The sequence below is a fragment of the Sulfobacillus sp. hq2 genome (assembly GCF_002903155.1).
GTDB classification, from domain to species: Bacteria; Bacillota; Sulfobacillia; order Sulfobacillales; family Sulfobacillaceae; genus Sulfobacillus; species Sulfobacillus thermotolerans.
The window spans coordinates 92,920-117,096 of record NZ_NWUL01000034.1 but is presented as its reverse complement, the minus strand read 5'-3'; the positions used below and the strand labels follow the sequence as shown (position 1 = coordinate 117,096).

At 51.7% G+C, this 24,177-nt stretch carries 21 protein-coding genes; 4 read left to right on the top strand and 17 right to left on the bottom strand.

Annotated features, from left to right (window positions below; genetic code table 11):
• Nucleotides 1-75: 75 nt before the first annotated feature.
• From CO251_RS10170 to CO251_RS10160, 3 genes are read right to left on the bottom strand one after another with little or no spacing between them, the layout of a single operon-like run.
• Nucleotides 76-1,977, bottom strand: a complete 1,902-nt coding sequence (locus CO251_RS10170) for a PrkA family serine protein kinase (protein ID WP_103375703.1) — start codon at nucleotides 1,975-1,977, stop codon at nucleotides 76-78.
• 1 nt (nucleotide 1,978) lies between these two features.
• Complete coding sequence (locus CO251_RS10165) at nucleotides 1,979-3,322, bottom strand: SpoVR family protein (RefSeq protein ID WP_103375702.1); 1,344 nt, start codon at nucleotides 3,320-3,322, stop codon at nucleotides 1,979-1,981.
• 36 nt (nucleotides 3,323-3,358) lie between these two features.
• Nucleotides 3,359-4,405, bottom strand: coding sequence for a DUF444 family protein (locus CO251_RS10160; RefSeq protein WP_158246284.1), 1,047 nt, complete (start codon nucleotides 4,403-4,405; stop codon nucleotides 3,359-3,361).
• 350 nt (nucleotides 4,406-4,755) lie between these two features.
• Between CO251_RS10160 and CO251_RS10155 the strand changes: the two genes are divergently transcribed.
• The gene (locus CO251_RS10155; RefSeq protein WP_103375700.1) at nucleotides 4,756-5,019 is read left to right on the top strand and encodes a hypothetical protein; all 264 of its coding nucleotides are present in this window, start codon (nucleotides 4,756-4,758) and stop codon (nucleotides 5,017-5,019) included.
• Between the two features lie 63 nt (nucleotides 5,020-5,082).
• On the opposite strand, the gene CO251_RS10150 is transcribed toward CO251_RS10155, so the two are convergent.
• From CO251_RS10150 to CO251_RS10100, 11 genes are all read right to left on the bottom strand, one after another.
• The gene (locus CO251_RS10150; RefSeq protein ID WP_103375699.1) at nucleotides 5,083-6,762 is read right to left on the bottom strand and encodes an MFS transporter; all 1,680 of its coding nucleotides are present in this window, start codon (nucleotides 6,760-6,762) and stop codon (nucleotides 5,083-5,085) included.
• A complete protein-coding gene (locus CO251_RS10145) occupies nucleotides 6,759-7,220 on the bottom strand; it encodes a MerR family transcriptional regulator (RefSeq protein WP_103375698.1) in 462 nt (153 codons plus the stop codon). Before CO251_RS10145 ends, CO251_RS10150 begins: the two co-directional genes overlap by 4 nt.
• 77 nt (nucleotides 7,221-7,297) lie before the next feature.
• A complete protein-coding gene (locus CO251_RS10140; protein WP_103375697.1) occupies nucleotides 7,298-7,831 on the bottom strand; it encodes a chromate transporter in 534 nt (177 codons plus the stop codon).
• A gap of 103 nt (nucleotides 7,832-7,934) precedes the next feature.
• Entirely contained in the window at nucleotides 7,935-8,534 is a 600-nt protein-coding gene (locus CO251_RS10135; RefSeq protein WP_103375696.1) for a sugar transferase, read from the bottom strand.
• On the bottom strand, nucleotides 8,531-9,688 hold the full coding sequence (locus CO251_RS10130) for a DegT/DnrJ/EryC1/StrS aminotransferase family protein (RefSeq protein ID WP_103375695.1): 1,158 nt from the start codon (nucleotides 9,686-9,688) through the stop codon (nucleotides 8,531-8,533). Before CO251_RS10130 ends, CO251_RS10135 begins: the two co-directional genes overlap by 4 nt.
• Before the next feature lies 1 nt (nucleotide 9,689).
• Entirely contained in the window at nucleotides 9,690-10,742 is a 1,053-nt protein-coding gene (wecB, locus tag CO251_RS10125) for a non-hydrolyzing UDP-N-acetylglucosamine 2-epimerase (protein ID WP_242968537.1), read from the bottom strand.
• 2 nt (nucleotides 10,743-10,744) lie between these two features.
• A complete protein-coding gene (locus tag CO251_RS10120; RefSeq protein WP_242968536.1) occupies nucleotides 10,745-11,875 on the bottom strand; it encodes a DegT/DnrJ/EryC1/StrS aminotransferase family protein in 1,131 nt (376 codons plus the stop codon).
• Nucleotides 11,876-11,928: 53 nt separating this feature from the next.
• Nucleotides 11,929-12,702: an acyltransferase gene (locus CO251_RS10115; protein ID WP_103375694.1), complete on the bottom strand. Its 774-nt coding sequence runs from the start codon at nucleotides 12,700-12,702 to the stop codon at nucleotides 11,929-11,931.
• A 3-nt stretch (nucleotides 12,703-12,705) separates the two neighbouring features.
• Nucleotides 12,706-13,734, bottom strand: coding sequence for a Gfo/Idh/MocA family protein (locus tag CO251_RS10110; RefSeq protein WP_103375693.1), 1,029 nt, complete (start codon nucleotides 13,732-13,734; stop codon nucleotides 12,706-12,708).
• Between the two features lie 29 nt (nucleotides 13,735-13,763).
• Nucleotides 13,764-15,062 carry a nucleotide sugar dehydrogenase gene (locus CO251_RS10105; protein ID WP_242968559.1) on the bottom strand — a complete coding sequence of 433 codons (1,299 nt, stop codon included), beginning with the start codon at nucleotides 15,060-15,062 and terminating at the stop codon, nucleotides 13,764-13,766.
• Nucleotides 15,063-15,093: 31 nt separating this feature from the next.
• Complete coding sequence (locus tag CO251_RS10100) at nucleotides 15,094-16,995, bottom strand: nucleoside-diphosphate sugar epimerase/dehydratase (protein ID WP_103375691.1); 1,902 nt, start codon at nucleotides 16,993-16,995, stop codon at nucleotides 15,094-15,096.
• 276 nt (nucleotides 16,996-17,271) lie between these two features.
• On the opposite strand from CO251_RS10100, the gene CO251_RS10095 reads away from it, so the two are divergent.
• Nucleotides 17,272-17,529: a hypothetical protein gene (locus tag CO251_RS10095; protein WP_103375690.1), complete on the top strand. Its 258-nt coding sequence runs from the start codon at nucleotides 17,272-17,274 to the stop codon at nucleotides 17,527-17,529.
• A gap of 28 nt (nucleotides 17,530-17,557) precedes the next feature.
• Here the strand turns inward: CO251_RS10095 and ftsH are convergent, their stop codons facing one another.
• Nucleotides 17,558-19,360 carry an ATP-dependent zinc metalloprotease FtsH gene (ftsH, locus tag CO251_RS10090; RefSeq protein ID WP_103375689.1) on the bottom strand — a complete coding sequence of 601 codons (1,803 nt, stop codon included), beginning with the start codon at nucleotides 19,358-19,360 and terminating at the stop codon, nucleotides 17,558-17,560.
• A gap of 314 nt (nucleotides 19,361-19,674) precedes the next feature.
• Here ftsH and CO251_RS10085 point away from each other — a divergent pair, with 314 nt between their 5' ends.
• On the top strand, nucleotides 19,675-20,250 hold the full coding sequence (locus CO251_RS10085) for a hypothetical protein (protein ID WP_103375688.1): 576 nt from the start codon (nucleotides 19,675-19,677) through the stop codon (nucleotides 20,248-20,250).
• Between the two features lie 7 nt (nucleotides 20,251-20,257).
• Here CO251_RS10085 and CO251_RS10080 read toward each other — a convergent pair whose 3' ends face one another.
• Nucleotides 20,258-21,574, bottom strand: coding sequence for a transglycosylase SLT domain-containing protein (locus CO251_RS10080; RefSeq protein WP_103375687.1), 1,317 nt, complete (start codon nucleotides 21,572-21,574; stop codon nucleotides 20,258-20,260).
• Between the two features lie 295 nt (nucleotides 21,575-21,869).
• On the opposite strand from CO251_RS10080, the gene CO251_RS10075 reads away from it, so the two are divergent.
• The gene (locus tag CO251_RS10075) at nucleotides 21,870-22,313 is read left to right on the top strand and encodes a MarR family winged helix-turn-helix transcriptional regulator (protein ID WP_158246283.1); all 444 of its coding nucleotides are present in this window, start codon (nucleotides 21,870-21,872) and stop codon (nucleotides 22,311-22,313) included.
• Between the two features lie 520 nt (nucleotides 22,314-22,833).
• Here CO251_RS10075 and CO251_RS10070 read toward each other — a convergent pair.
• The gene (locus CO251_RS10070; protein ID WP_242968535.1) at nucleotides 22,834-24,174 is read right to left on the bottom strand and encodes a GH1 family beta-glucosidase; all 1,341 of its coding nucleotides are present in this window, start codon (nucleotides 24,172-24,174) and stop codon (nucleotides 22,834-22,836) included.
• Nucleotides 24,175-24,177 lie beyond the last annotated feature (3 nt).

Here is a 24,177-nt window from a genome sequence, read left to right as displayed (position 1 = left end):
CGCACGCAAAAAAGCGAGGGAGGCTCCCTCGCTCGCTTAGAGCATTGTACAAGGCTCCTCGCACCACCCTCGCGGTTACTTCGTCAGCAAATAGCCAACATAATCTAAGAGTTCTTGCGCACAGTGATCACAATAGCCCATGTCTTCAATGAGACGGCGCTTGACTTCCATCACACGATTCTTCTGTTGGTCATTCAACACTTTCGTCGACGTCGTCACTTTGACTAAATTCGCCACATCGGCAAATAGCTTCTTTTCGATCGCTTCTTTCATCTTGGGGTGTGAATCCCAACTCAGCGATTGGCCCCTGCGAGCCATGGCTCCCGATTTATTCACCATTTCCTGGCGAAAGGCGGTCGCTGCTGCGTCGCTGATCCCCAATGCCTTTTCCAAGTCTTGCAAGATCTTTTCGTTCGGCTCGACTTCTTCCCCGGTTACCGGATCTTTCACCGTCGTGTGCATAATCCGTGCCTCGGCATGCTCGAGATAGTTATCATAAAGCAATTGCGCCGCATCTTGAAATGAATCGACAAAAGCCCGCTGAATTTCATTTTTCGCAGCTTCGTCATATAACTCATGGGTCGCCTTCAACGCTTCAAGCAGATCCTGGTTCTTAACTTGAGTGATATGCTGTTCAAAGCTTTCGCGAATTGCGCGCAACATAGCTGTCGGTGTCACACACACATCTTTGTCACTCGCCATGGCGTACGACAAGGCGTCCAAAATGTGCCGCGGCGAGATGCCTTGAAATCCCTCTCCTTGCTTACGCGCAAGTTCCCGCACCCGATTGATTTCCCGCTGCTGCACATCAGGCAGTTCTTTGCCATCGTACAGCGTGAGCTTTTCTTTGACGGAGAATTTGGCATCGCGGCTTAGGCGGGTACCAACGCCAAACATCGCTGCCACTTTCAACGTATTAGGCGCAATATGCTTGCCTAAATCAGCCCCTGTCAAGTTCATCATTTTCTGGTATGTCCGCATTTCCTGACTCACGGTCAGATTATACGGCACCTTGATCAACAAGACCCGGTTATGCAAGGCCTCATACGCTTTGTTACTAACAAACCGCTCAAACTCGTTTTCGTTAGTATGCGCAATAATGGCTTCATCGGCATCAAACAGACCAAACCGTCCTACCTTGATCTTCCGCTCTTGCGCCAAAGTCAACAGCCCATGCAGGAAATCAGGCTGGGCTTTCAACATTTCAATGAACTCCATAATGCCCCGGTTCGCCGCATTAAAGGCTCCATCAAAACGGTACGCCCGAGGATCTGACTCCGAACCATAGCGAGAAATGGTCGACAGATCCATGGATCCCACCAGTTCACTGATATCTTGCACCTTGCTGTCGGAGGGGGCAAACGTGCCAATGCCAATCCGGCGGGATTCCGAAATTAAGACTCTTTTAACCGGCACTTCTTGCAAACGCCCTTGATATTCGTGATCCACCATCCACTGGCAATAGGGACAGAGGTCGCCTTCGATGCTCACCCCCGTCGCCTGCATAAATTCCCGGCGCGCCGCCTCAGGCAGCAAATGTAACGGTTCTTCCTGCTGGGGACAGAAGGAGATAGCAAATAAGGCGCCCGCATCCGTCCGCGAATATTCTTCCATGCCTTTTTTAAGAATGGCGGTAATGGTAGACTTCCCTGTGCCAGGACTTCCCATCATCAACAAGATTCGGCGACGAATGTCCATGCCGCGGGCCGCCGCGGCAAAGTACTCGACGATTTCATTTATCGTGTCATCAATCCCAAAAAGCTCTTGACTGAAAAATAGATACCGGGGTGTCTCCTGATTTTCCGGCTTTTCGACTCCATGAGACATAATCATGCGATAGATGCGGGCATGGGCGAGATCAGCGATGGAAGGAGTCTCTTGCACCTTTTGAAGGTAGTCGGCAAATGTTCCTTCCCATGTCCATGCCCCCGCCGGGGGTTGGTGCAGGCTAAGCCATCCCGTATCAAACTGTGCCATATCAATCCCTCCTTCTCCAATCCGCTTCGTTGCCGTACCAGATTTTGTGTAGGCTCGTAAGCATCACGTCGCCGCCCCACAAATAGGCAATGGCATTGAGGACGTCCTGGGTATATTCCTTGTGCAACGGCTTCTCGCCATGATACACAAGATCGAGGCGATGGTTTTGTGCATCAATCTGCTCGACAAAAATTTCTGGTGTGTCCGGCATAAAAGCCTTTTGCACGTCGCGAGCGAGATCTTGGGCCGGATAATATTCCATGCCCTTGGACGGGTCATTGGGATCGCGCGGCCGTTCTAGCGGCCAAACATTGCGGTCTTGGGCCAACTTCACGAGGTCTGGAGTAATCCATTGATTGACCCATTGCTGGTCCGTTTGGTCCTCCACAATTTGAAAACATGTCGCTAAGCCGTGCATCTCCGCAATGAGTTCCCACAAGGTCCATCCGAAATAATAGGGATTAAAGAAATGATGGCTTTGGGTCACCAACGCATGCATCCGCATAGCCTCAATATGGTCTTGTTCGTCCCAAAGGGAGAACTCTCGCGTCAACCGCACGTGCCAAAATGTCGCCCAGCCTTCGTTCATATACTTCGTTTGCGCTTGAGGCTGAAAGTAAAGCATTTCTTCGCGCAACATGCGTAATGCCATCCGTTCCTCTTCGCCTAAGTGGCCTAAATCCGCGACAATAGCCAAGACGTCCTGCGTTGCAGGCCACATCTTATATCGCGGAATATAGCTGCTGTCATCTTCCGTATCCGGTGGTTCCTCGTCGTAGAGCTGCTTGACCCAGTCAAATGAGGGAGAACGCACAGGCGAAGCTGGCGGCATGGTCTGCAATTCGGGCGCTCGGTAATAAGGGTCCACGAGTTGACTTAGGGTATGCGCCGCATCAATCAGTTTCTCCACCCGGGAAAAACTGCGTTGACGATGCAAATTTTCCAGCCACTCGGCATGTTCGCGAAACCACATGCCCACATTGGTCCTCCGAACACGGCTAAGATGCCGATTTCGTGCAAAGAAGTCCGTGTGTCCTAAGACATGACCGATCACTAAGACGTTATAGGCATCCGCGTTTTTGTCCAATAGATAGGCTAACGCCGGGTCTCCGTTAACAACCAGCTCATAAATGCGTCCCATGCCTTGCTCATCGCGCTGCTTGGCGATCCAGTACCGTTCCCCATGCGTCCAATGCCGATAACGTCCCGGCACAAAATACGAGGACAACGTATAAATGTCTTCATCGGACACCATGTGAAATTCAGTCGGCAAAGGTTGCAGCTGGTGCGTATGCACGAGCTGATCCATCTCTGCGACCCAGTCTTCAAGGGTTCCGTGGACCATTGCACTCACCTCCAGGTCCTGCAGACGGTCATCGCGTTATTGTAGACGGTTTTTCTCATCAATGACCATACGAATGGCGGGAAGAATGTGATCTTTGTGGTCAATTTTGGCCATTCTCATGGCCGGGTGAAAATGCCCTTGGTACTCGGCACTTTTGCGAAAGAGAGACCAAAGAGGGGAAACCCCTTTATGGCCTTCGACTTCAAAGTACCCCAAAATAGACGACGTCGCCAAAATCGCTTGAATCGTCTCGATTAATTCCCGGCCATAGTCGGACCAGATATCGCCATCCGAAAAGTGCAACAAATACCGGTTCCAATCATCATGGGGAAACTCGTCGTCCCATAACTGCAAGATTGTCTGATACGTGGAGAGGATTGCTGTACCGCCCGTAATTTCACGGTTGAAAAAATCCTTTTCGTCAACCGCTACAGGCGTTGTGGTATGCAAAAAATACCGTATTTCGGCGTGCTGATATTGTCTGCGAATCCATTGCACGAGCCACCACGCCGCCGACTTGGACAAATAGCGCTTCGACTCATCCATAGACCCCGAGGCATCACGCACTAAGGTAATCACGGCCGACGTAATCGGTTTGGGATAGGTTTTCCAACTTCGGTAACGCAAATCATCTTCTTGAAGGTAGTCTCGGCCTGCCTTTGCCGCCTCGTACAAGCTGCGGCGCTTGTCAATATTCGCCCACGGTCCATGGGTCGTGACATCGTCATAACGGTCTTCTTCGCCATGTAATACACCCCGAGGTTTATCTTCCAACCGCGGCAATTTGAGGTCATCCAGCAATAAGTCCATAATTTCTTCTGTGGTCAGCTCAATCCATACCACGTCTTCGCCACCATCATTGCCAGGCCCCGTTCCCTTCCCCTGGCCCTGTCCTGTCGGAGGTTGGTAGCGGAAATCCGGTTCTTCTAGCTTCCTAACCGCGATACGGATGCGCTGATCGGGAGCGCTGCCCATGACTGCCTCTTGTGTGATCAATTCCGGCAGTTTTGCCTTGATAGCTTGGTTGAGTTTACGCAAATACCACTGACGATCGAGCTCGCCTTTCTGATCATAAAGATTCATGGTCATCCCTCCGTTCACGGGAACAGAAACAGAGACCGGCAGAGTAAAGGAAAGAGGAATTTCACGAGGGAAGGTGCTACAGGTTGCTTACAGTATACCATACTATTAATAATTCCGACAGTTCGAAATCGGAATTCAGCCTCCCGCCCAAAGGTTGATTACCTGCGCTTTGGCCCCATCCTTCTAGCTGCGAGCTTCCTCCCTTTAATATATCGGAAGCGTGGCTTGTATTAGAATGCCTGTGCAAAGATAAATGTCACAACAGTGCCTGAGCCCATGCACATCGGGGCCAACACAAACATAGCGTGCAAAAAGATCTTGTTGACCGTTTTCGAAAGAAGGTGCTTGTCATGCTGACATGGTCGATGCTAGGAACAACCGCGGGCCTGGTTATTCTTGTCCATGCTATCCTCTTTTTGGTTCGCCGTCTTTGGCCCCACGCCTCCCCCACCTTGACCGCCATTTTGGCTTCAGAGGCCTTGGTCTGGATCTACGGCTTAACCACCCGTCTTGTGACCGCTCCCAACGCGCTGCTCTGGACCTGTGACGGGCTAGTCATTGCCGCCATTGCTTTAGGTGGCTTGTCTGCCATCAAAATTGAAAATCCCTCATAATGATGGATGAACCCCGCGACAAAAAAAAGTGAGAGCAGGCGCTCTCACCAGACTTCGCATGGGCTATTTCGCTTGGCGACGTAATGAGCGGACAGCGTCTGCTTTGTCGGCTCCTTTATCCTCGGGCGAAGACACCCGCGTCACCGACGAAGGTCCTAAAACGGCATGCAGTTCGTGTTGGGCCAACTGCACCAAGGCGCGCTCTCCCGCGCTTAACGCGTTCCACGATTTGGTCGACAACAACCGCTTGGCTTCTTGTCCTAACAAGATCGCTTCCACCAACCTTGGGTCCACCGCCTTCGTCTTGGACCCTGAACCGCGCAGAATGGATAAAATTGTGGCCAACAAGGCAATGCCCGCCATCACCCAAAACGCCAAGTGCAGTCCTTGAATAAAGCCTGTAACCGAAGCAGCGCGTGCCCCTTGAGGAATGCCTCGGACAGTGCCAGCAAAAATCGCCAACATCGCGGGACGAGGAATACTGCGCGTCACCAAGACTAACGAAAAGGCTATCGAAATCAACATACCGGTGTTGGTAGTTAACGACCGAATCCCAGAGGCCTCTCCACGGTGTTTGATGCCCACGGCATTCATAATGTTGCTGGAGTTAGGCGAATTAAAGAGTCCCGACCCAAAACCTGAAATCAGCATCCACAGCGCCAAGTGCCAATAAGGCGTGTCAAGACGGATGTCGAGGGCCAAACCGCCTAAGCCCACGACCGTTAATACCGTTCCTAAGGTTGTTGGCAATAACGGGCCAAAACGGTCCGACATCCAGCCTGAAATGGGCGACAAGACCAACATGCCCAAAGCCAAAGGGATGGCCAAGATTCCCGCTTTTAACGCGGTATCGCCCTTTGGTCCCTGGAAATAGAAAATTAACAAAAACAAGATGGCCATGCGGGCAATGGATAGCAAGGAAGCCGAGAGATTGCCAAATCCAAACGTCCGATTGCGAAACAGTCCTAAATGCAAAATAGGAGCAGAGGCCCTCGCTTCATTCCATAAAAACCATGGCATGAACACAATAAAAGCCCCAAATCCTACATAGACAGCGGGATCCTGCCAGCTTTTTACGGCTCCCCACGTCAAGGCAATAAGAAGGCCCGTGACCCCAATGAGGTATGTTATAACCCCCATGGTATCAAAGGTCTTGGGTTTTCCTTCTCCGCGCGCGTTGGCCCATCCCAGCACCAATAGCGCCAGAATGACCGCAATGATTCCAAATGGCACATTAAACCAAAACGTCCATTGCCACCCATAATCGGTGGTCAGCCAGCCGCCTAACACAGGACCAATAATCTGGCCCACAGCCACAACCATTACATTGATGCCCAACGCGCGGCCCAATTCTTCTTTCGGAAACGCATCCGCAACAATGGCGGCACTGTTTGCCATAAGCATGGCCCCACCAATGCCTTGAAACACACGCAACACGATTAACCATGGCGCCTGATCCACAAACCCTGCGGCCAAGGACACCACCGTAAAAATCATCATCCCCACAATGTACAAGCGCCGCCGCCCAAAGCGGTCAGCCAGGCTGCCCGCCATTAAAACCATCACTGTTTGGGCTACCATGTACGACATCATAATCCACATCGCGGATAATAAGGATATGGACAAACTACGAATAAGATCCGGCAAGGCAATAATCAAAGTGCTGAAATTCAATGCCGAAAGCAAGGCGCCCAAACTTGTGACCGCCAGTACATTGTATTTGCTTCCTCTGTTACCGGTCATACCGATCCCTCCTGGCTGCGGATATGTGCCGCCAATTCCTCCTCTAACTCCGCATACCGCGTTAGTTTCGCTTGAAGCCGCTGGCGCATTTGGGCAAGCCGATCTATGCGTTCTTCGACTCTCGCCAATTGTCCTTCAATGATGCCCGTGGCTTGTTTGACAACCGCCAACCGCTCCTGATCCGTACGAGACTGACGATACTGGCTTCTCAAGCTTTCTACCGCATCTTCTGCTTGCACGACTCCGCGCACTTCTTCTAAGGACCAGCCTAATAATTCCTTGAGCTCTTGAATATGACGGATACGCGTCACCGTTTCCGGTCCATAGACACGAAATCCGCCGTCGAGTCGCCGCAGTGGCTCGATAAGCCCTATGTCTTCGTAATATCGGAGGGTGCGTGTCGTAGTTTGACAAATCTGGGCCAGTTCCCCGATCTGCATTTCATGAGTGGGTTCCAACCCCAACACCTCCTGTTCGGCGCACTATCTTATCTATATCATACTCTAACGTTAAGGTTAATGAACACGCAAAAACACTACCGCAAGAACAATGCACCAGAGATCATGGAGGCCACAATGACCAATACTGGTGACAATTTCAGCCCCCGAATCGCAATAAACCCTACAATAAAAAACACGAGTGGCAGAATATAACGATGTTTCGGGAAGGTTCCAGGAATAAAATCCAAAATAATACTAAGCAACAAGACAATGACAATGGGCTTGACCCCGCGAATGATACCCACGACATAGGGATTAGACTTATTCGCCAGCATAAATTGATATAAGCCCAGCATCAGCAACAATGAAGGCAATATCACTCCGGCCAAGGCACTTATCACGCCCACAACCCCGCCAACCTGCCATCCAATGGATGCCGCTAACTTAGTCGCAATGGGGCCTGGCAAGGCATTGCCGATAGCCAGCATCTCTGCAAATTGGGTATTGTCCATCCAGTGATAACCATTCACGGAAATGGCTTGAATGAGTGAAATTGAACCGGGCCCGCCGCCATAGCCCAATATGCCCACTTTAAAAAATCCCCAAAACAATTGCAGCCATTTATCCATTGCCTGATATCCCTTCACTGTCTCATTTCGGCCAAAAAATGTTCACCGACCAAGATACCGTATAATGCGGTCGCTGGCTATAGTGGATTCCCACGCCGCCTGGTTAATACGCCCCTTGTCTTTTAAAGACCGAGGCAATGGTGCCGAATAAAATCCTCACGTCCAACCACAGCGTCCAGTGCTCACAATACCAGAGGTCCCACTGAAGCGTTTCCTCTAAGGTCAGATCGCCTCGTCCCATAATTTGAGCCAGCCCCGTAATCCCTGGCTGAACGTTATGACGAGCATGCGCATACGCCGGATACAGCGCCACCATTTCAGGAATTTCTGGCCTTGGTCCCACCAGGGACATGGAACCGGTCAAGACATTCCACAGCTGCGGCAATTCATCCAACGATGTGCGCCGCAACCACTTGCCAAGGCGCGTAATGCGCCAGTCCTGATGATCTTGAAATCGGTAGGTCAGCGCCTCATCAGGGCTGGGCGCCGTCCAATGGATATCCGCGCCAACTTGCATGGTACGAAATTTCCACATCTTAAATGGCTGCCCGTGGCGCCCAATACGCGTTTGGACGTAAAAAGCTGGCCCCTTTGAATCCCACCGAATCCATAACGCCAATATCACCATAAGCCACGACAGCAAGGTCAAGGCGACCAAGGACAAGATAATATCGAGACCTCTTTTAATCTTGCGCTGAATCATTTGAGATGCGATAAGAGAATCTCACGGACGGCAGCAATCACGTCATCCACATCTTGCTCAGACATGGACGGATATAAAGGCAAGGAAACCTCTCCATTAAAGTACCGCTCGGCTACAGGAAACTGGCCCGGTTGCCAGTGAAAACGCTCCTGGTAGTAAGGGTGCCAATGAATGGGAATGAAGTGAACAGAGGCCCCAATATTGCGCGCCTTCAAGGCCTCTACAAACTCTGCACGGCTGATGCGCAAGGCACTTAATTGCAGCCGCAAAGGATAGAGGTGCCAGGCGTGTTCCACCCCTGTCCTTTGGGCCGGCAATATCACGGGCAAATCACGAAACGCCTGATGGAATTGCTCTGCGATCCAGCGCCGCTTTGCTTGCATGCGTGTGAGTTTTGCCAATTGTACACGTCCCAAGCTGGCTTGAATGTCAGTCATGTTATATTTAAATCCGGCGGCCTCCACGCTATACACCCATGATCCCGATTCGCCATACCGGTTCCACGCATGATGCGACATCCCGTGCAAAGACAAGACGCGGATTTTCTGGGCAAGCTCTTCATCTGGCACCACGAGTGCCCCCCCTTCGCCAGTGGTGAGGTTTTTCGTGGCATAAAAAGAAAATGAGGTCAGATTGCCAAATGTCCCCACCTTTTTCCCGTCATAGGTGCTGGCTAAAGCATGGGCCGCATCCTCAATAATGGGAAGATGATAAGTGTCACGCAAGCGGTTCAATGCCGATAGATCAACCGGATGTCCACTATAATGTACTGGCAAAATCGCTTTGGTTCGTTCGGTCAGCGCATCTTCGACCTGCGCCATATTAATGTTAGCGGTGTCCTCTTCGACGTCTACTAACACCGGCGTTGCGCCTGCATGAATAATCACATTGACAGATGCTGCAAAGGTATAAGGCGTGGTAATCACTTCGTCTCCAGGGCCAATCCCTAGTGCCAATAACGCCAAGTGCATACCTGCAGTACACGATGACAGGGCAACCACCGTAGCCCCTTGAAGATACGCCGATAAGTCCTGCTCAAATAAGTCGGTTTGCGGTCCCCGTGAAATCCAATGACTGCGCAAGGTCTCGAGTACCGCGGCTTCTTCGTCTTCTCCCAGGTCCGGCAAATTGTACGGCAAAAATTGTGCGCGCATGCTATTCCTCCTTGCGTAGTAAATCCTCGAGAATCATCGCCACGGGATCATAGGCGTGGATCGCAGGTTTTGGACGCGCCCGCTGTTCCAGAACGGCCGTAACAATGTCATGGGTCCGCCACCCGGTTAAGACCGCTTGCCCTGTTGCCACGAGCTCTCCCCACTCTGTTTCTTCACGCAAAATGTAAGTGGGGGTTCCCACGCGGCAAGCTTCGCGCTGCACGCCGCCAGAATCTGTCACAACCGCATAGGCATGCCGTTCGAGTGTAATCATCTCCTGATAGCCTACGGGGTCAACAACCATAATTGGCGGGGTTAATAAGGCGTCGAGCTGAAATTCGTGTATTTTTTGCCGTGTCCTTGGATGCATCGGCCAGAACACCGGCTTGGGTAAGGCCATAAAGGCTTGTAACAGGCTATGCAAGTGTCCGCTGTCATCCGTGTTCTGGGCGCGGTGCACGGTGGCTAAAATGTATTGCCCCGAATCTATTCCATACCGGTTAAGAACCGCAAGATTATCTGGGGTTTGGTCAACCAGGGTATCCATGACGTCTCCGGTGAGCTTGACCCCCGAGCGAATCCCTTCTTGCGCGAGATTGTGCACCGCCTGCTGCGTTGGACAATATAACCGTGTCGCGATATGGTCAGTCATGACGCGGTTGATTTCTTCTGGCATCGAGCGGTTGAAACTTCTCAGCCCTGCCTCGACATGCGCAACCGGTATCCCCATTTTAACCGCTGCCAACGCGCCCGCCACGGTACTATTGGTATCCCCATAGACAATCACCCAATCAGGCGCTTCCCGTTGTAAAATCGGATCGAGATCCACCAGCATCCGCCCTGTCTGAACACCGTGCGTCCCGGAGCCGGCTGTCAACGTATAATCCGGGTGAGGAATCGGAAGGTGCTCAAAGAAAACGGTCGAGAGAGTTTGATCATAATGCTGACCCGTATGAATCAACACTTCGTGGGCGACTTGCCGTAGCCTCGGTGAAACGACCGCCGCCTTAATAAACTGGGGCCTGGCGCCTACGATGGTGACCACTTTCATCATGCCTAACCACCCTGATAAAATGCCGCAATTTGTTGGACCACGTAATCGACCTCTTGATCGGTCAATTCCGGAAACATGGGCAAGGAGAGTACTTCATCTTGCGCTTGTTCGCTGCGCGGGAAGTCTCCTAGCCGGTAGCCAAGGTCTCGCAGAGCTGGCTGCAGGTGTAGCGACAAGGGATAATAGACCGTCGTACCAATACCCCGATCCTTTAGATAGGCGCTCAATCGGTCTCTGGCTTCGGCCCTTATCGTATATTGATGAAATACATGGCTAAATCCTTGGGGAACACTGGGAAGGTGAATATCGCTAACGCGCCGTTCCACAAATCCTTGACGATAGCGCTCGGCGATTTCCTGTCGCCTGGTCGTCCAGTGCGCCAAATAATTCAGCTTCACGTTTAATACGGCGGCTTGCACCGCGTCCAAACGCGAGTTGATGCCTAACCATTCATGGTGATATTTTTGGCGTGACCCATGGACGCGTAGCGACCGCAACATGGTTGCCCATTGGTCATTCGTCGTCGTCACCATTCCCGCATCTCCAAAAGCGCCTAAATTCTTCGTCGGGAAAAAGCTGAAGGCCGCCAGATCACCCACGCTCCCAGCAGGCTTATTGCGGAGTGTTGCGCCAATCGCTTGGGCCGCATCTTCAATAATCACCCCCGCATAGTGCTGGCGCAAGGCGTCAATGTCGGCCATCAGCCCAAATAAGTGGACCGGGAGCATCGCTCGGGTCCGGGGGGAAATCCGAGCCGACGCTTGATCCGGGTCCATATTAAAGGTATCCAGATTAATGTCGGTAAAGACCGGTTTCGCGCCTGTTCGCAAAATACTTCCTGCCGTTGCAAAGAATGTGAACGGCGTGGTGATGACTTCATCACCCGGTCCAACGCCCGCAGCCCGTAACGCTAAATATAAGGCATCGGATCCATTCGCTACCCCCACAGCATACCCTGTTCCCGTCATTTGCGCGATGCGCTCTTCAAACGCTTGCACCTGCGGACCTAAAATAAACTGTCCGGAGTTGACCACCTCATGCATAGCCTCTTCCACGGCCGGTCCAATTTCCTGAATTTGTCTAGACAAGGTAAAAGCCGGGATATTCATAACGTATTTACGGCCGCGAACCATGCGAAAAGCCGCGCCGTCTCCTCCTTCTTCTGCTCAAATTTGCCGACACAGGGCTAGGCTTTGCCGCCCGCTTCATCCTTAGCCCGACCAGGAGGCACCAATGTCTCCTTATGACTGCCATCGGGCCAAAAAATCCACTGTTCTTCTGGCACTTGGCGCACAACTCGTGCAGGAACGCCCATAACCAGCCGATACGCTGCGACGTCTCGCGTGACCACGGCTCCAGCTGCGATGAGGGCTTCTTGCCCCACGTGAATACCCGGCAAAATCACGGCGCCACCGCCAATGCGTGCAGCCCGGTGAATCGTCGGGCCCAATATGGCATCATGGCGCGCTTCCGTACGCGCCACATAGGGGTCATTCGTGGTGGTCACCATCGGCGCAATAAAAACGTGATCTTCCACGGTTGTGTGAGCCGTTAAATACACGGCCGTCTGCAATTTCGTATAATCTCCGATGGTGCAGTCATTTTCAACCGTCGACCGCTGTCCGACGACCACATACGCGCCCAATATACAGCGCTCGCGAATAACGGCTTGGTCCGCAATAAAACAGTCCCGTCCCAGCTTGGCTCCTCGATATAAAATCGCCTGTGCCCCAATAACCGTGCCCTCCCCAATGATTAGGGGTTCTAAGTTCCCGGTATGCAAATTGCTGGTTTTACTGCGGGCTGGGGCTTTCCCTAAAATTGCCCCATCGCCTATCACCACGTTGTCTCCAATCACCACGTCTTTATGCACGATGACATGATGACCTAATGTCACATTCTGGCCAATGCGTGCCCCTTCTTCAATGACACAATGCAGGCCTTGTTGATGGTTTGTCATGAGTCAACTCCTTGCGATTTCATCCATCTTGACTACTCGCCCCTCGCGTCCGGAGCGCATGAGTCCTTCAATGACCTGGATGCTGGGCAGCGCCGTGGCGGCATCCAACCGAGCCGGCGTCTGACGGACAATCGCTTCGGCAAAATCCTGCAATGCGTCATGATGACTTTGCCAGCTAGGTCGGGAAGGCAGGTCCAAGATGGCTTGACGCACAGCCGCTTCGTCATCCGTCCCGACCCGCCATGTTGCGATTTGCTGAACAGTTGGGCCAATCATCACGACGCCTTGGTCACCGACCACCGTAATGCGCTCTTCTAAATTGGTTTGCGGTACACACGTCGTGGCAACAACCGACGCCAAGGCCCCCGACACAAACCGCAAGCTGCCAGCTACCGTATCTTCCGCTTCGATAGCATGTGTCAACGTCGCGGTATGGGCAAAAACCTCATCAACGGGCCCCATCACTTGTAACAGCACATCCAAGGCATGAATCGCTTGATTAAACAAAACGCCTCCATCCATGGCAAAGGTGCCCCGCCAAGGTGCCTCGTCATAATACGACTGGGGACGGGCCCACCGAACGGCCACGCCGCCGTTCACCACTCGTCCCAGCCGTCCTTCTTGATGAGCGGCCAATAATTTGCTGACCGTGGGTAACATGCGATTAAACTGGGTCACGACAACGACCACGCCGCGCTGACGTCCATAGTCAACAATAGCTTGTGCATCGTGGTACGACAATGCAAGTGGCTTTTCAATCATGACGTGAAGACCCCGGTCCAGGGCTTGGAAGGCCAAGGCTCGGTGCAATCCTGAAGGGGCTGCAATAATGGCGGCATCAAGATCCATTGCGTCAAATGCCGCCAAGGCGTCATCAAAAGCCTCCGCATCAAAAGCCACGGCCGCTGCGTCGGCTTTCGCCCGGTCCGGATCCACCGTTGCGACTAACTCTAGGGCTTGTTGGTGGACAAGCGCTTGCAAGTGCTTTTGCCCGATTTTACCGCATCCAATCAGCGCCGTTCGAATTGTCATGAATCGTGCCACCCTTCTGGTTTAGCTTCTTACAAGCGCACAATATTGTCGCGATTCCCAAGGTCTTTGCAGGCGTTACGGGAATCAACAATTAGCGCACTGTGTTGCGCAACCCAAGCATAGTCTACGGTCGAGTGATCCGTCGTAATAACGACGCAATCTTGGGATTCTAGCAAATCCTGCGTCAAGGGCACCGACCGAATTTGACGAGAAAAGAAGGTATGGGGTTTGACCACAGGAACATAAGGATCGTGATATTGCACGACCGCCCCTTGCTGCTCAAGCAGTTCGAAAATCTTAAGAGCTGGCGATTCGCGTTCATCATTGATGTCCTTTTTATACGCCACGCCTAACAAAAGAATACGGGAGCCGTTCACCGCCTTTTTTTGTCCATTCATCGCGCGCACCACTTTGTCGACCACAAAGTAGGGCATGCGTAAATTGATCTCGCCTGCCAACTCAATAAAGCGCGTCGGGAAATCGTATTCGCGGGCTTTCCAGCTAAGGTAGAAGGGATCTAAGGGAATGCAGTGTCCGCCCACACCAGGACCCGGTTGAAAGATTTGAATACCAAAGGGTTTGGTCCCCGCCGCTTGCAACACTTCCCATACGTCAAGATTCATCCGGTCACATAGAAGGGCCAACTCATTAACCAAAGCTATATTGACCGCGCGGTAGGTGTTCTCGAAAACCTTAGACATTTCTGCCACGCGTGGGGAGGACACCGGAATCACGTGCGATATCGACTGTTGATATAACAGTGTCGCCGCTTGCCGACACTTTTCCGTGACCCCGCCCACAAGTTTAGGTGTATTGCCCGTCTTATACACCGCGTCCCCAGGATTGACACGTTCTGGAGAAAAAGCCAGAAAAAATTCATCCCCTACGCGTAAGCCGCTGGTTTCTAAAATAGGCTCAAGAACCTCTTCTGTTGTCCCCGGGTAGGTCGTGCTTTCCAGTGCAATCAATTGGCCTGGTCTCATAATACGGCGAACTTTTTCAGCTACCGCTAGAATATAGGAAAGGTCGGGCTCCTTATTCGTCGTCAAGGGTGTCGGAACACAGATAATGATGACATCGGCTTCTGTCAGGCGCTCATAATCCCCAGTCGCCTGCAGCTTGCCCGACGCAGTGAGGCTTCGCAAGAGATCCGAATCCACATCAGGAATATAATTGTCCCCCTTGTTGACTCGATCGACCTTGCTTAAATTGTCATCGAGTCCGATGACAAAAAAGCCTGCCGCCGCGTGCTCCACGGCCAAGGGAAGACCCACGTAGCCGAGGCCCACAACTCCCACCACCGCGGTGCGCGTGGCCAAGCGCTCCATTAACTGCTCAAAATAGGTTGTCTGCGCGTTTTCAGTGAGCACGGGCTTCTCCTCCTGTCGTCGACAATCCCATCCCCGGCAGCGCTGCCACATTGCTGTTTTGGGGCTGGTATTCGGGGACAATTTCTTTCAACAGCCGTCGAATTCGCGGTTCATCCGCTCTGCGCCCCGCCTCGACCAATTCTTCTAGCAGTGGCAGGAGGCGGCGTGCATTGGGGACGTCCCCTGTATGGATAAAAATCCGAGAATTTTTGGTCGCTTTGGTTTGATCTTCTGGCGTTAAGGGCTCTTCATATAGTTTTTCGCCCGGACGCAAACCCGTGAAGACAATATCCACATCCACCCCGGGCGTGAGGCCTGATAGCCGAATTAGATTTGTGGCCAAGTCCATAATTTTTATCGGTTCACCCATATCGAGCACAAACGTTTCGCCGCCCTTGCCCATAGCACCTGCCTGCACAACCAATTGGCAGGCTTCGGCAACGGTCATAAAGTACCGCACCATGTCGGGGTGAGTCACCGTCAGCGGTCCCCCTTGTGCAATTTGTCGTTGGAAGGTGGGCAAGACACTACCGCGCGAGCCCAAGACATTGCCAAAGCGCACCGTAACGAATCGCATATGCGTATTTTGAGCGTAAATAGCCCCGAGGATTTCTCCGATACGTTTGGTAGTCCCATAGACACTAGTAGGATTCACGGCCTTGTCCGTGGATATAAACACAAAGCGCTCGACATGCATCTTTTGAGCCATATCAAGGAAACCCCACAACCCTTCAACATTGTTGCGAATCGCCTCGGGAGGTTGGATTTCCATTAATGGCACATGTTTGTGAGCCGCGGCATGAAAGATAACTTCTGGACGATTCTGTTCCATAACGTGTTGTATACGGCCTAAATCGCGCAAGTCAGCCACCACTGGCGCTACCCGCATCTCCGGATAGCTGGCCCGCATTTCCTGTTCAATATCAAAAATTGACGTTTCATCAAGACCCAACAGCACAAGACAACGGGGATTAAAACGCGCCACTTGCCGGCAGAGTTCGGATCCAATCGTGCCCCCAGCCCCCGTTACCATCACCGTGCGATTCGTAATATATCCCGCGATCTCAGCCAAATCAACCACCGCCGGCTCGCGCTGCAGCAAGTCTTCGATTTGAATGTCACGAATTTGGTTTACCAGAACCTGACCACCAATCATCTGATTTATGGCAGGCAATAAACGCGTTTTCACATTCAGGTCTCGGCATTGGTCCACTAATGGACGCAAAACTTTACCGGATGCCGAAGGAATTGCAAAGAGGACTTGATCGACGTGGTGATCACGCAGAAGGCTCCGAAGTTGCTCTGTCGTTCCCAAGACCTTGAGGTTTCCAATCTGCATCCCGTGTTTGGCCGTATCATCATCTAAGAACCCCACCGCTTGTCCCACTTCGGGGTGACGCGCTAATTCTTGGGCAACTAATTGGCCTGCTTTACCAGCCCCCACAATGAGCACACGCGGAGCCGCCTTGCTTTTCGGCATCCATGTAATGTCATAGTACGAGCGAATGAGAAACCGCCAGCCTCCCACTAAAGCCATGGCAAACAGCACATAAAGAACATAGACGCCACGGGGATAGTGCGCCGCCTTGTCTAGAAGCAAGTAACCGTCTAAAAACACAACACTCCCCAACAGCGATCCAATGAGCACCTGAGCATCGCGCGAACCCGCATATTGCCACATCCGATGATAAATGCGTGTGACCCACAACAAAAGAATTGTCGTAAGGGTAAAATAAATGGCAATATGTTGGTAAGGTTGGAGATACTGGCGTGGAATATAGGGAACATCAAACCGCAAATACAAGGCTAGGTACACCGAAGCGTTAATCATAATCGCATCAATAACCATGGCCAAGACAATCTTGAAATACATACGGAATCGCGGAGCCATAGATTCCCCTCTTTCATAAATGGCACCTGGCGATAGGCCAGCAAGACATTGTACGCGCCAAAATTATAACACGTTTATTCAAGGCACAGGGGCGAGAACCACATCCGATATTCAGTCATTCGACGGAATTCACTAGACAAAAGCCTTTTCATTCATTTATAGTAACGCCCGCACGGTCACAAACGTTTATTATACAGGTGATCAATTGATGGCCAATAAGGTGTTTCCTTTAACGCGAATCCGGCGGCGTGAGGAGATGGCGGATGGGGGATTTACGTGGCGATACGAGTAAATGTTTCTGCCGATACACAATGGCTGCGAGTCGCTGTTCAAGACCCTAACTCAGGTCAAGAACGCTGGGTTCAAATTGACAGAGCCGCTCTTAACCTAATTATGCAGGAGGATCCCCGTCCTCCCGAAATTATCCTCGATGTGGTGGCTGAGCGTGCAATGAAGCGCATGCCCGTAGCCAACAGCGAGGACGGGGCCCGCGTTATTACCCCCCACAATCTTGAATTAGTCTGGCCCAAATAAGAAAAGAGCGCTTCTGCGCTCTTTTCTTTTAGGTTGTCGCCCGTAAGATCTCTTTTAGTTGTGCCGCATCTAACGTTTCTCGGTCGATCAATTCAATCGCAATGCGGTTTAAGGTGATGCGGTGCTGCAATAGTAACGATTTAGCGCGCTCATATTGCTGCATGACGATATGCCGAATCGCTTGGTCAATTTTTGAGGCCACTTCTTCCGAGTAATTACGCTGGCGCATCAAGTCTCGTCCGAGGAAGACTTGATCTTGGCGCGTACCATAAGTCATCGGACCTAGTTCCTCGGACATCCCAAACTCAGTAATCATTTGTTTGACCATCTTGGTTGACTTCTCCAGGTCATCGGACGCCCCCGTAGAAATCTCGCCAAACACAATTTGCTCTGCAGCGCGCCCACCTAAAGACATCGCCACTTTATCCAAGATCTGCTCTTTGGTAATCAGATAACGGTCTTCTTCTGGCATAGGCATGGTATAGCCCATGGCCATGCCCCGAGGGATAATCGTCACCTTATTAATCGGATCCCCGTGCGGCACCAACATTCCCACAAGCGTGTGACCCCCCTCATGGAACGCCACTACACGCTTTTCGAATTCAGACAACACGCGAGTCTTTTTCTGCGGGCCCGCCATCACACGCTCTGAAGCTTCTTCAAAGTTTTGCATCGTAATCTTCTTCCGCCGTTCCCGAGCAGCCAAGAGTGCAGCCTCATTAGCCAAGTTCGCTAGATCGGCCCCCGTGAAACCTGGCGTTCTCCGTGCAATCACGTCTAAATCCACATCAGAATCCAAGGGCTTGTTTTCCACATGGACTTCGAGAATCTTCCGTCGTCCTTTTTGGTCGGGCCGCGGCACCATAATTTGACGATCAAACCGGCCCGGGCGTAATAATGCCGGATCGAGAACGTCCGGACGGTTGGTGGCGGCCATCACAATAACGCCTTCGTTGACCCCAAAACCATCCATTTCCACCAGCAACTGGTTTAGAGTCTGTTCACGCTCATCATTGCCTCCGCCGTATCCCGCTCCACGCATGCGGCCCACCGCATCCAACTCATCAATAAACAAAATACAGGGCGAATTTTTCTTAGCTTGTTCAAAGAGATCGCGAACCCGAGATGCCCCCACACCGACGAACATCTCAACAAATCCTGACCCACTTTCCGAAAAGAATGGAACCCCCGCTTCTCCTGCCACCGCACGCGCAAGAAGCGTTTTACCGGTACCAGGCGAGCCAAAGAGCAAAACGCCTTTCGGTATGCGTGCGCCCATGTCCATGTACCGCTTAGGATTTTTCAGAAAGTCAACAATCTCTTCCAACTCTTGTTTTTCTTCATCGACACCTGCGACGTCTGCAAAGGTGACCTTGGGCAAGTTATCCGCCTGCAAATGGGCTTGAGTCTTGCCAAAGGACATCATCCGGTTGCCGCCCTGACTTTGCCGGAAAAAGAAAAACACAAATCCAATGACAATCAGCACCGGCAAAAAGTCACCGATTAAGCCGACCCACATCGCCGAACTGGACGGTTTGGTGACCGTGACGTTCGCACCATTAGCATATAATTGAGTACTCAGAGCACTGGTATCGCCAGGCGCATACACCGTTTCATAATGCTGCCCTTGCGCATTGGTCCAAGTCACCACATGCTGCGAAGAATTCACGTCGGCCGTCTTCACTTGATGCTTAAGGGTGGCGCTAATCAGTGAACTATACGCTTGTTCCTGGACAGGCGCGGTACGGGCGTTAAGTATGTCCATCAGGGTGGAAATAAACAAAACAACCAGGACAATCGTAATGACGCCTCGAAACCACCGGTTTTGCATCGGATCCCCTCCGCATTTTGCAAATTACTCGTCTTGTATATCCTCCACAGGGGAACGCCCCTTAATAACGCGGAGGTTTACCGCCTTTTACACCAAATCGCTGCGGGCTCCACGGGAAAAAGCGGCAAACTCTGTGATTCCCAATGTTCAACCGCCATCTTCGAAAAAAGAGTCCGTGACGGAAAAATTTTGCCCGATATATTACAATAGCACTTTTCTCATCCCCTGTGCTATAGGTTTCGTTGCTTGGGCTATTTTTACTCCTCTGCGGGCATACTGAGGGTAATTGTTCCACTAGAGAGGAGAGCGTGAAGGTGATGGTATGGAAAGCCCGCATTCCCTGGCTTATCTTATCGGCGTTGTGGTTGGAATCCGCTTTATTTCGGCCGTATCTAATCGCGAAAGTTCCTTTATTTCCTTTCTTTTATAGTCTTCCCGCTTTTTGGGCCGCATGGCTTCCCCCCCTCCTTGCGGTCTGGATGATGTTGGCGTTAAGGCGAATATTTCCTAAAAAATCATGGTTGCCCATTGCTATGAGTCTACCGCCTGCGCTTTATGTGGTGGCCGACGCCATTTTGTTCCTCATGCATGCCAATGCGCAAGCGCCTCAGCTCGATCTCCGTCTTCCTGCAGCATTTGGAGTTCTTGTTGCGTTCGTCTTAGCCGTAATCCCTCCTGCAACGCAAAAGACCCGCTTTCGCGGATCATGGTTGGCCGTCGTCGCGACTGCCGGTCTTATGCTGTCATTTTGGGGTAATCCCTATTGGGGAGGCGCCATGGCTCTGATTTTAGGGGCACTGGCTCTGATGCGCCATTATCGCCCCTTATCCCATCCCTCACCCAATTCGGGAGGTAACCCTCCCCCTAATAACCCAACGGAAGGGGTTTAAAAATACCCTACCATTGACTATACATCGCATAGAGACTCTCAATATTATCCACGTAGCCGACTGTATACGGCAACACGCGGTCCCCGCCTGCCTGCACAGCGCCAGGTCCTGCATTGTAAGCCGACAATGCCACAGAAAGATTGCCGCCAAACATGTTCAGCATCTCCCTTAAATAAAGGCACCCGGCTAAAAGATTCTCTTCAGGATTATAGAGCTCTGACGGTGAAATGCCTAAGACGGCTGCAGTGCCTGGTTCTAATTGCATGAGCCCAATTGCTCCAGCAGAACTGACCGCATTCGCGTTACCCCCTGATTCTTCCGTAATCACCGCAATGACAAGGGCTGGAGGCAAATTCTCCTGTTGGGCAATCGGTGTGACAAGAGGAAGCATCGCGTTATACAAGGCGCGTTGCGATAAGTTGCCTTGATTGAACTGAGATAGCAATGATTGAATCTGGGAAGCAATTTCACTAATGCGATTGCCCAGAGCCGCCATATTTTGTGACAGTTGCTGCTGTTGATTTTGCAACTGCGTTTCGGTTTGTCGCCGTACCGCGATGGTGCTGGCCGCACTTTGCGCGTCAGATACGGCTTGATTATGTAGTGCCAAGGCTTGGCTTTCTTGACTCGCTAACAAATTGCGTTCTTGTTGGAGGAGCGACTGATGCGCGCTTAAAGATGCCTGCGCGGCCGACAATAATTGCGCCTCTGCTTTCAAGCTTTCTTTTTCCTTGGTCTCTTGGGCTTCTTCAGCTTTAATCACATTCACTTCACTGGCCGCTTGTCCCGCGACTTGGCCCAATAAATCCAATCGGCTGACAAAATCATTGAAAGAATTGGCTCCTAGGAGCACGTCCAAATATCCAATAGACCCTCGTTCTTCAATCAGCTGCAGTTGTCCGCTTAATAGCTTACTTTCCTGGATAAGGCTATTTTGGGTCTGGGCAACCAGTGCCTTGGTTTTTTGATAATTGGCTTGCGTGGCATTCAATTCATTTTCTGTCGCACTCAATTGGGCTTGTGTGCTGGCTAATAGAGCGGCGGTTTTTTGCATTTGCGCATTCGTTACCGCTAATTGTTGATTTGTCGACCCTATCTGATTTTGGGCTTGAGCTAATTTTTGGTTCAAAGAGCTAATTTGAGCAGCTGCTTGATTGATTGCGGCTTGCGTCTGAGCATATTGGCTTTGTTCCTGCGCTAGTTGCGATTGGGCCTGAGCTTCTTCCTGCTGCAATTGTTGCAATGATGCGGCGTATGCCATGACAGGCCCCGATAACACCATCAGGCTTGCACCTATCAACGCTAAAGCTGTTTTGCCTCGCATGATCCTGCCATTGCCTCCTCTACCTTTAGCAATCCATGAGTAAGCATCTTAAGGAATGATAAACGCTTCAATCCTTACTCATCGATTGCTACCTAACACTTTCATATATTCGCGGCGAACGCCAAATTTCCTGCATAATCTCCAGCGTCTTCTGATAATCGTGGGCGGACTGGCCTAAAATCCGTGCAGGATATACAAAGATTCTCGCGCCTTCTGTTCGAACGACAACGTATCTGGCATGATTTTCACGACGGCTGCACCGTCTCATGCGATAGCAGAAGAGAGGAATTTTCGAGTGGAACGCAATGATCGGAGCATGGCCTTACATATATTCTTTGATGCCATATTGACCGCTGAACCCATTCTCGAAGAATTGTCTACAACACATCATTTAAGCCTTGCCCAAATTCGTTGCCTCTTTCAACTCCGGACAGGACCCAAAACCGCCGGCGCTTTAGCAAAAGCCTTAGGAATCCGGGCCACCTCGCTGACCCGCCTAACCCAAGGGCTCGAAGCGCTACACTGGACAAAACGACGAAGTGACGTGCATGATCGCCGTCTGGTGGTCATTTCTTTGACACAAAAGGGACAAGAAATGCTGGCCGACCTCGACTTCTTTATCCATAGCAGCGCGGCACAGGCCATCGCCAGACTTCAACCCGCGGAACGGCAGGATTTTATTCACATTCTAATGCGCTACCTGGATTACGAAGCTGCGATCCGGCACGCGTGCGATTAACGCTAAGCCTGTTGGACTCTTTGACGGAGGTGGTGTAACGCACCCACTGCACGGAAGGCGCACCTTGGCAATGACATGCCAACGTCTGCACTTCCGGGCGGTTGCAGGCTCCATCCTGAAGAAGGCTTGAGCCTGCAACGGCGTAAACGTTCCTATAACGGGCCAGCCGGTTCTTTACCCCGGCGTAAGATATCATCGAATGCATCGGCGCCTTCAATGAATGATACGAATGTGTCGCAGTCACTAAACAATGAGCCAAGCCTTTTGGTGCAACTCCCGGCTTGGCTCATTGTTTAGGCAAAGCGCAAAGCGAAACTCTTGACCCCCCCTTGCCGTCGAAGGTAATCTCATCGTCAAGGACTGGCGTTTTCCCTGTTTGACCTCCCTATGCACTTCCGCCTGCCTGACCCGTCCGTTAGAGACTGGGATTGCAACGCAATCACCTGGTACCCGTCACCGAGCTTATAACCAAAAGATTCCACATCTACGAAGAAGCCACCGCGGTTCATCACCAAAGTATTCAGCGCTTTACGGTCCTCAGAAAATTCTGGTACCACAACGCACTATCTTTAAAGATGCGCTCTTGGGTTGCATAGTCAACGTACAATAAGCCAAAGCGTTTAGAATACCCAAAGGCCCACTCAAAATTATCCATAAGGGACCACACGTAATATCCTTGGACATCGGCCCCTTGTTTCATCGCTTCAGCCACCGCGGCAATATGCGATTCTAAGTAACGGATGCGCGCGGAATCGTGAACGCGCCCCTCAGACACCACGTCATCATAGGCCGCGCCGTTTTCCGTAATTATAAGAGGCACCGGGCCGTATTCGTGGGTTAGGCGCATCAACAGGTCGGTTAACCCCTGAGGCATCAAAGGCCATCCCATCGCCGTCACCGGCCCTTGAGGCGGAACGATGCGCGCGGGCCAGAGCTTGTCCGTCACAGCCTCAACCACTTGTGAAAAATAATAGTTAATCCCTAAAAAATCCAACGGCTGGGCAATGATACGCATATCGCGCGGCCCCATCTCAGGCATTTTGCCGAATAGAATTTCCAGCTCCTGAGGATAAGTTCCTCGAAACAAGGGATCTAAGTACCAACGGTTTGAAAACACATCTTGCAAATGCGCCGCTGCCTGATTTGGTGCCTGCTCGTTCTTGGCATAGGCCGGAGTCAAATTTAAGGTAATCCCAACTTGCGCCTTAGGCCTTGCAGCCCGGATAGCTTGCGACGCCAATCCATGGGACAGCAGCACATGGTGGGCTGCTTGCAACGCCTGTTCGGGATCACGCACTCCTGGCGCATGTTCCCCCAGCAAATGCCCTAAAACAGCGGTGCACCACGGCTCATTATGGGTAATCCAGATCGGAATACGGTCTCCCAAACGTTCGGCCAAAAATCCTGCATAGTCTGCAAATATCTCAGCCGTCCCGCGCTGAGTCCACCCCCCCTGAGCTTGCAAGGCACTGGGCAAATCCCAATGATATAAGGTAAGCGCGGGTGTAATGCCTCGGTCCAGCAAGGTGTCTACCAAACGGTCATAAAACGCCAGACCTGACGGATTGACAGTCCGCAGATGGCCTTGGGGAAACACGCGAGACCATGAGACTGAAAAGCGGTAATGGGACACGCCCACCTGAGCTAACAAGTCAACGTCTTGGACCATCCGGTGATAGTGGTCGCAAGCGATATCGCCCGTATCGTTGTGATAGGTCTTACCAGGTGTGTGCGAAAAGTCATCCCAAATGGAAGGGCCCCTGCCATCTTCTTGGGCGGCGCCTTCTATTTGATAGGCAGCGGTCGCCGCTCCCCACTGAAACGTAGGCGGAAACACCTTGCTCGCGTCTAACCCCATCATCGC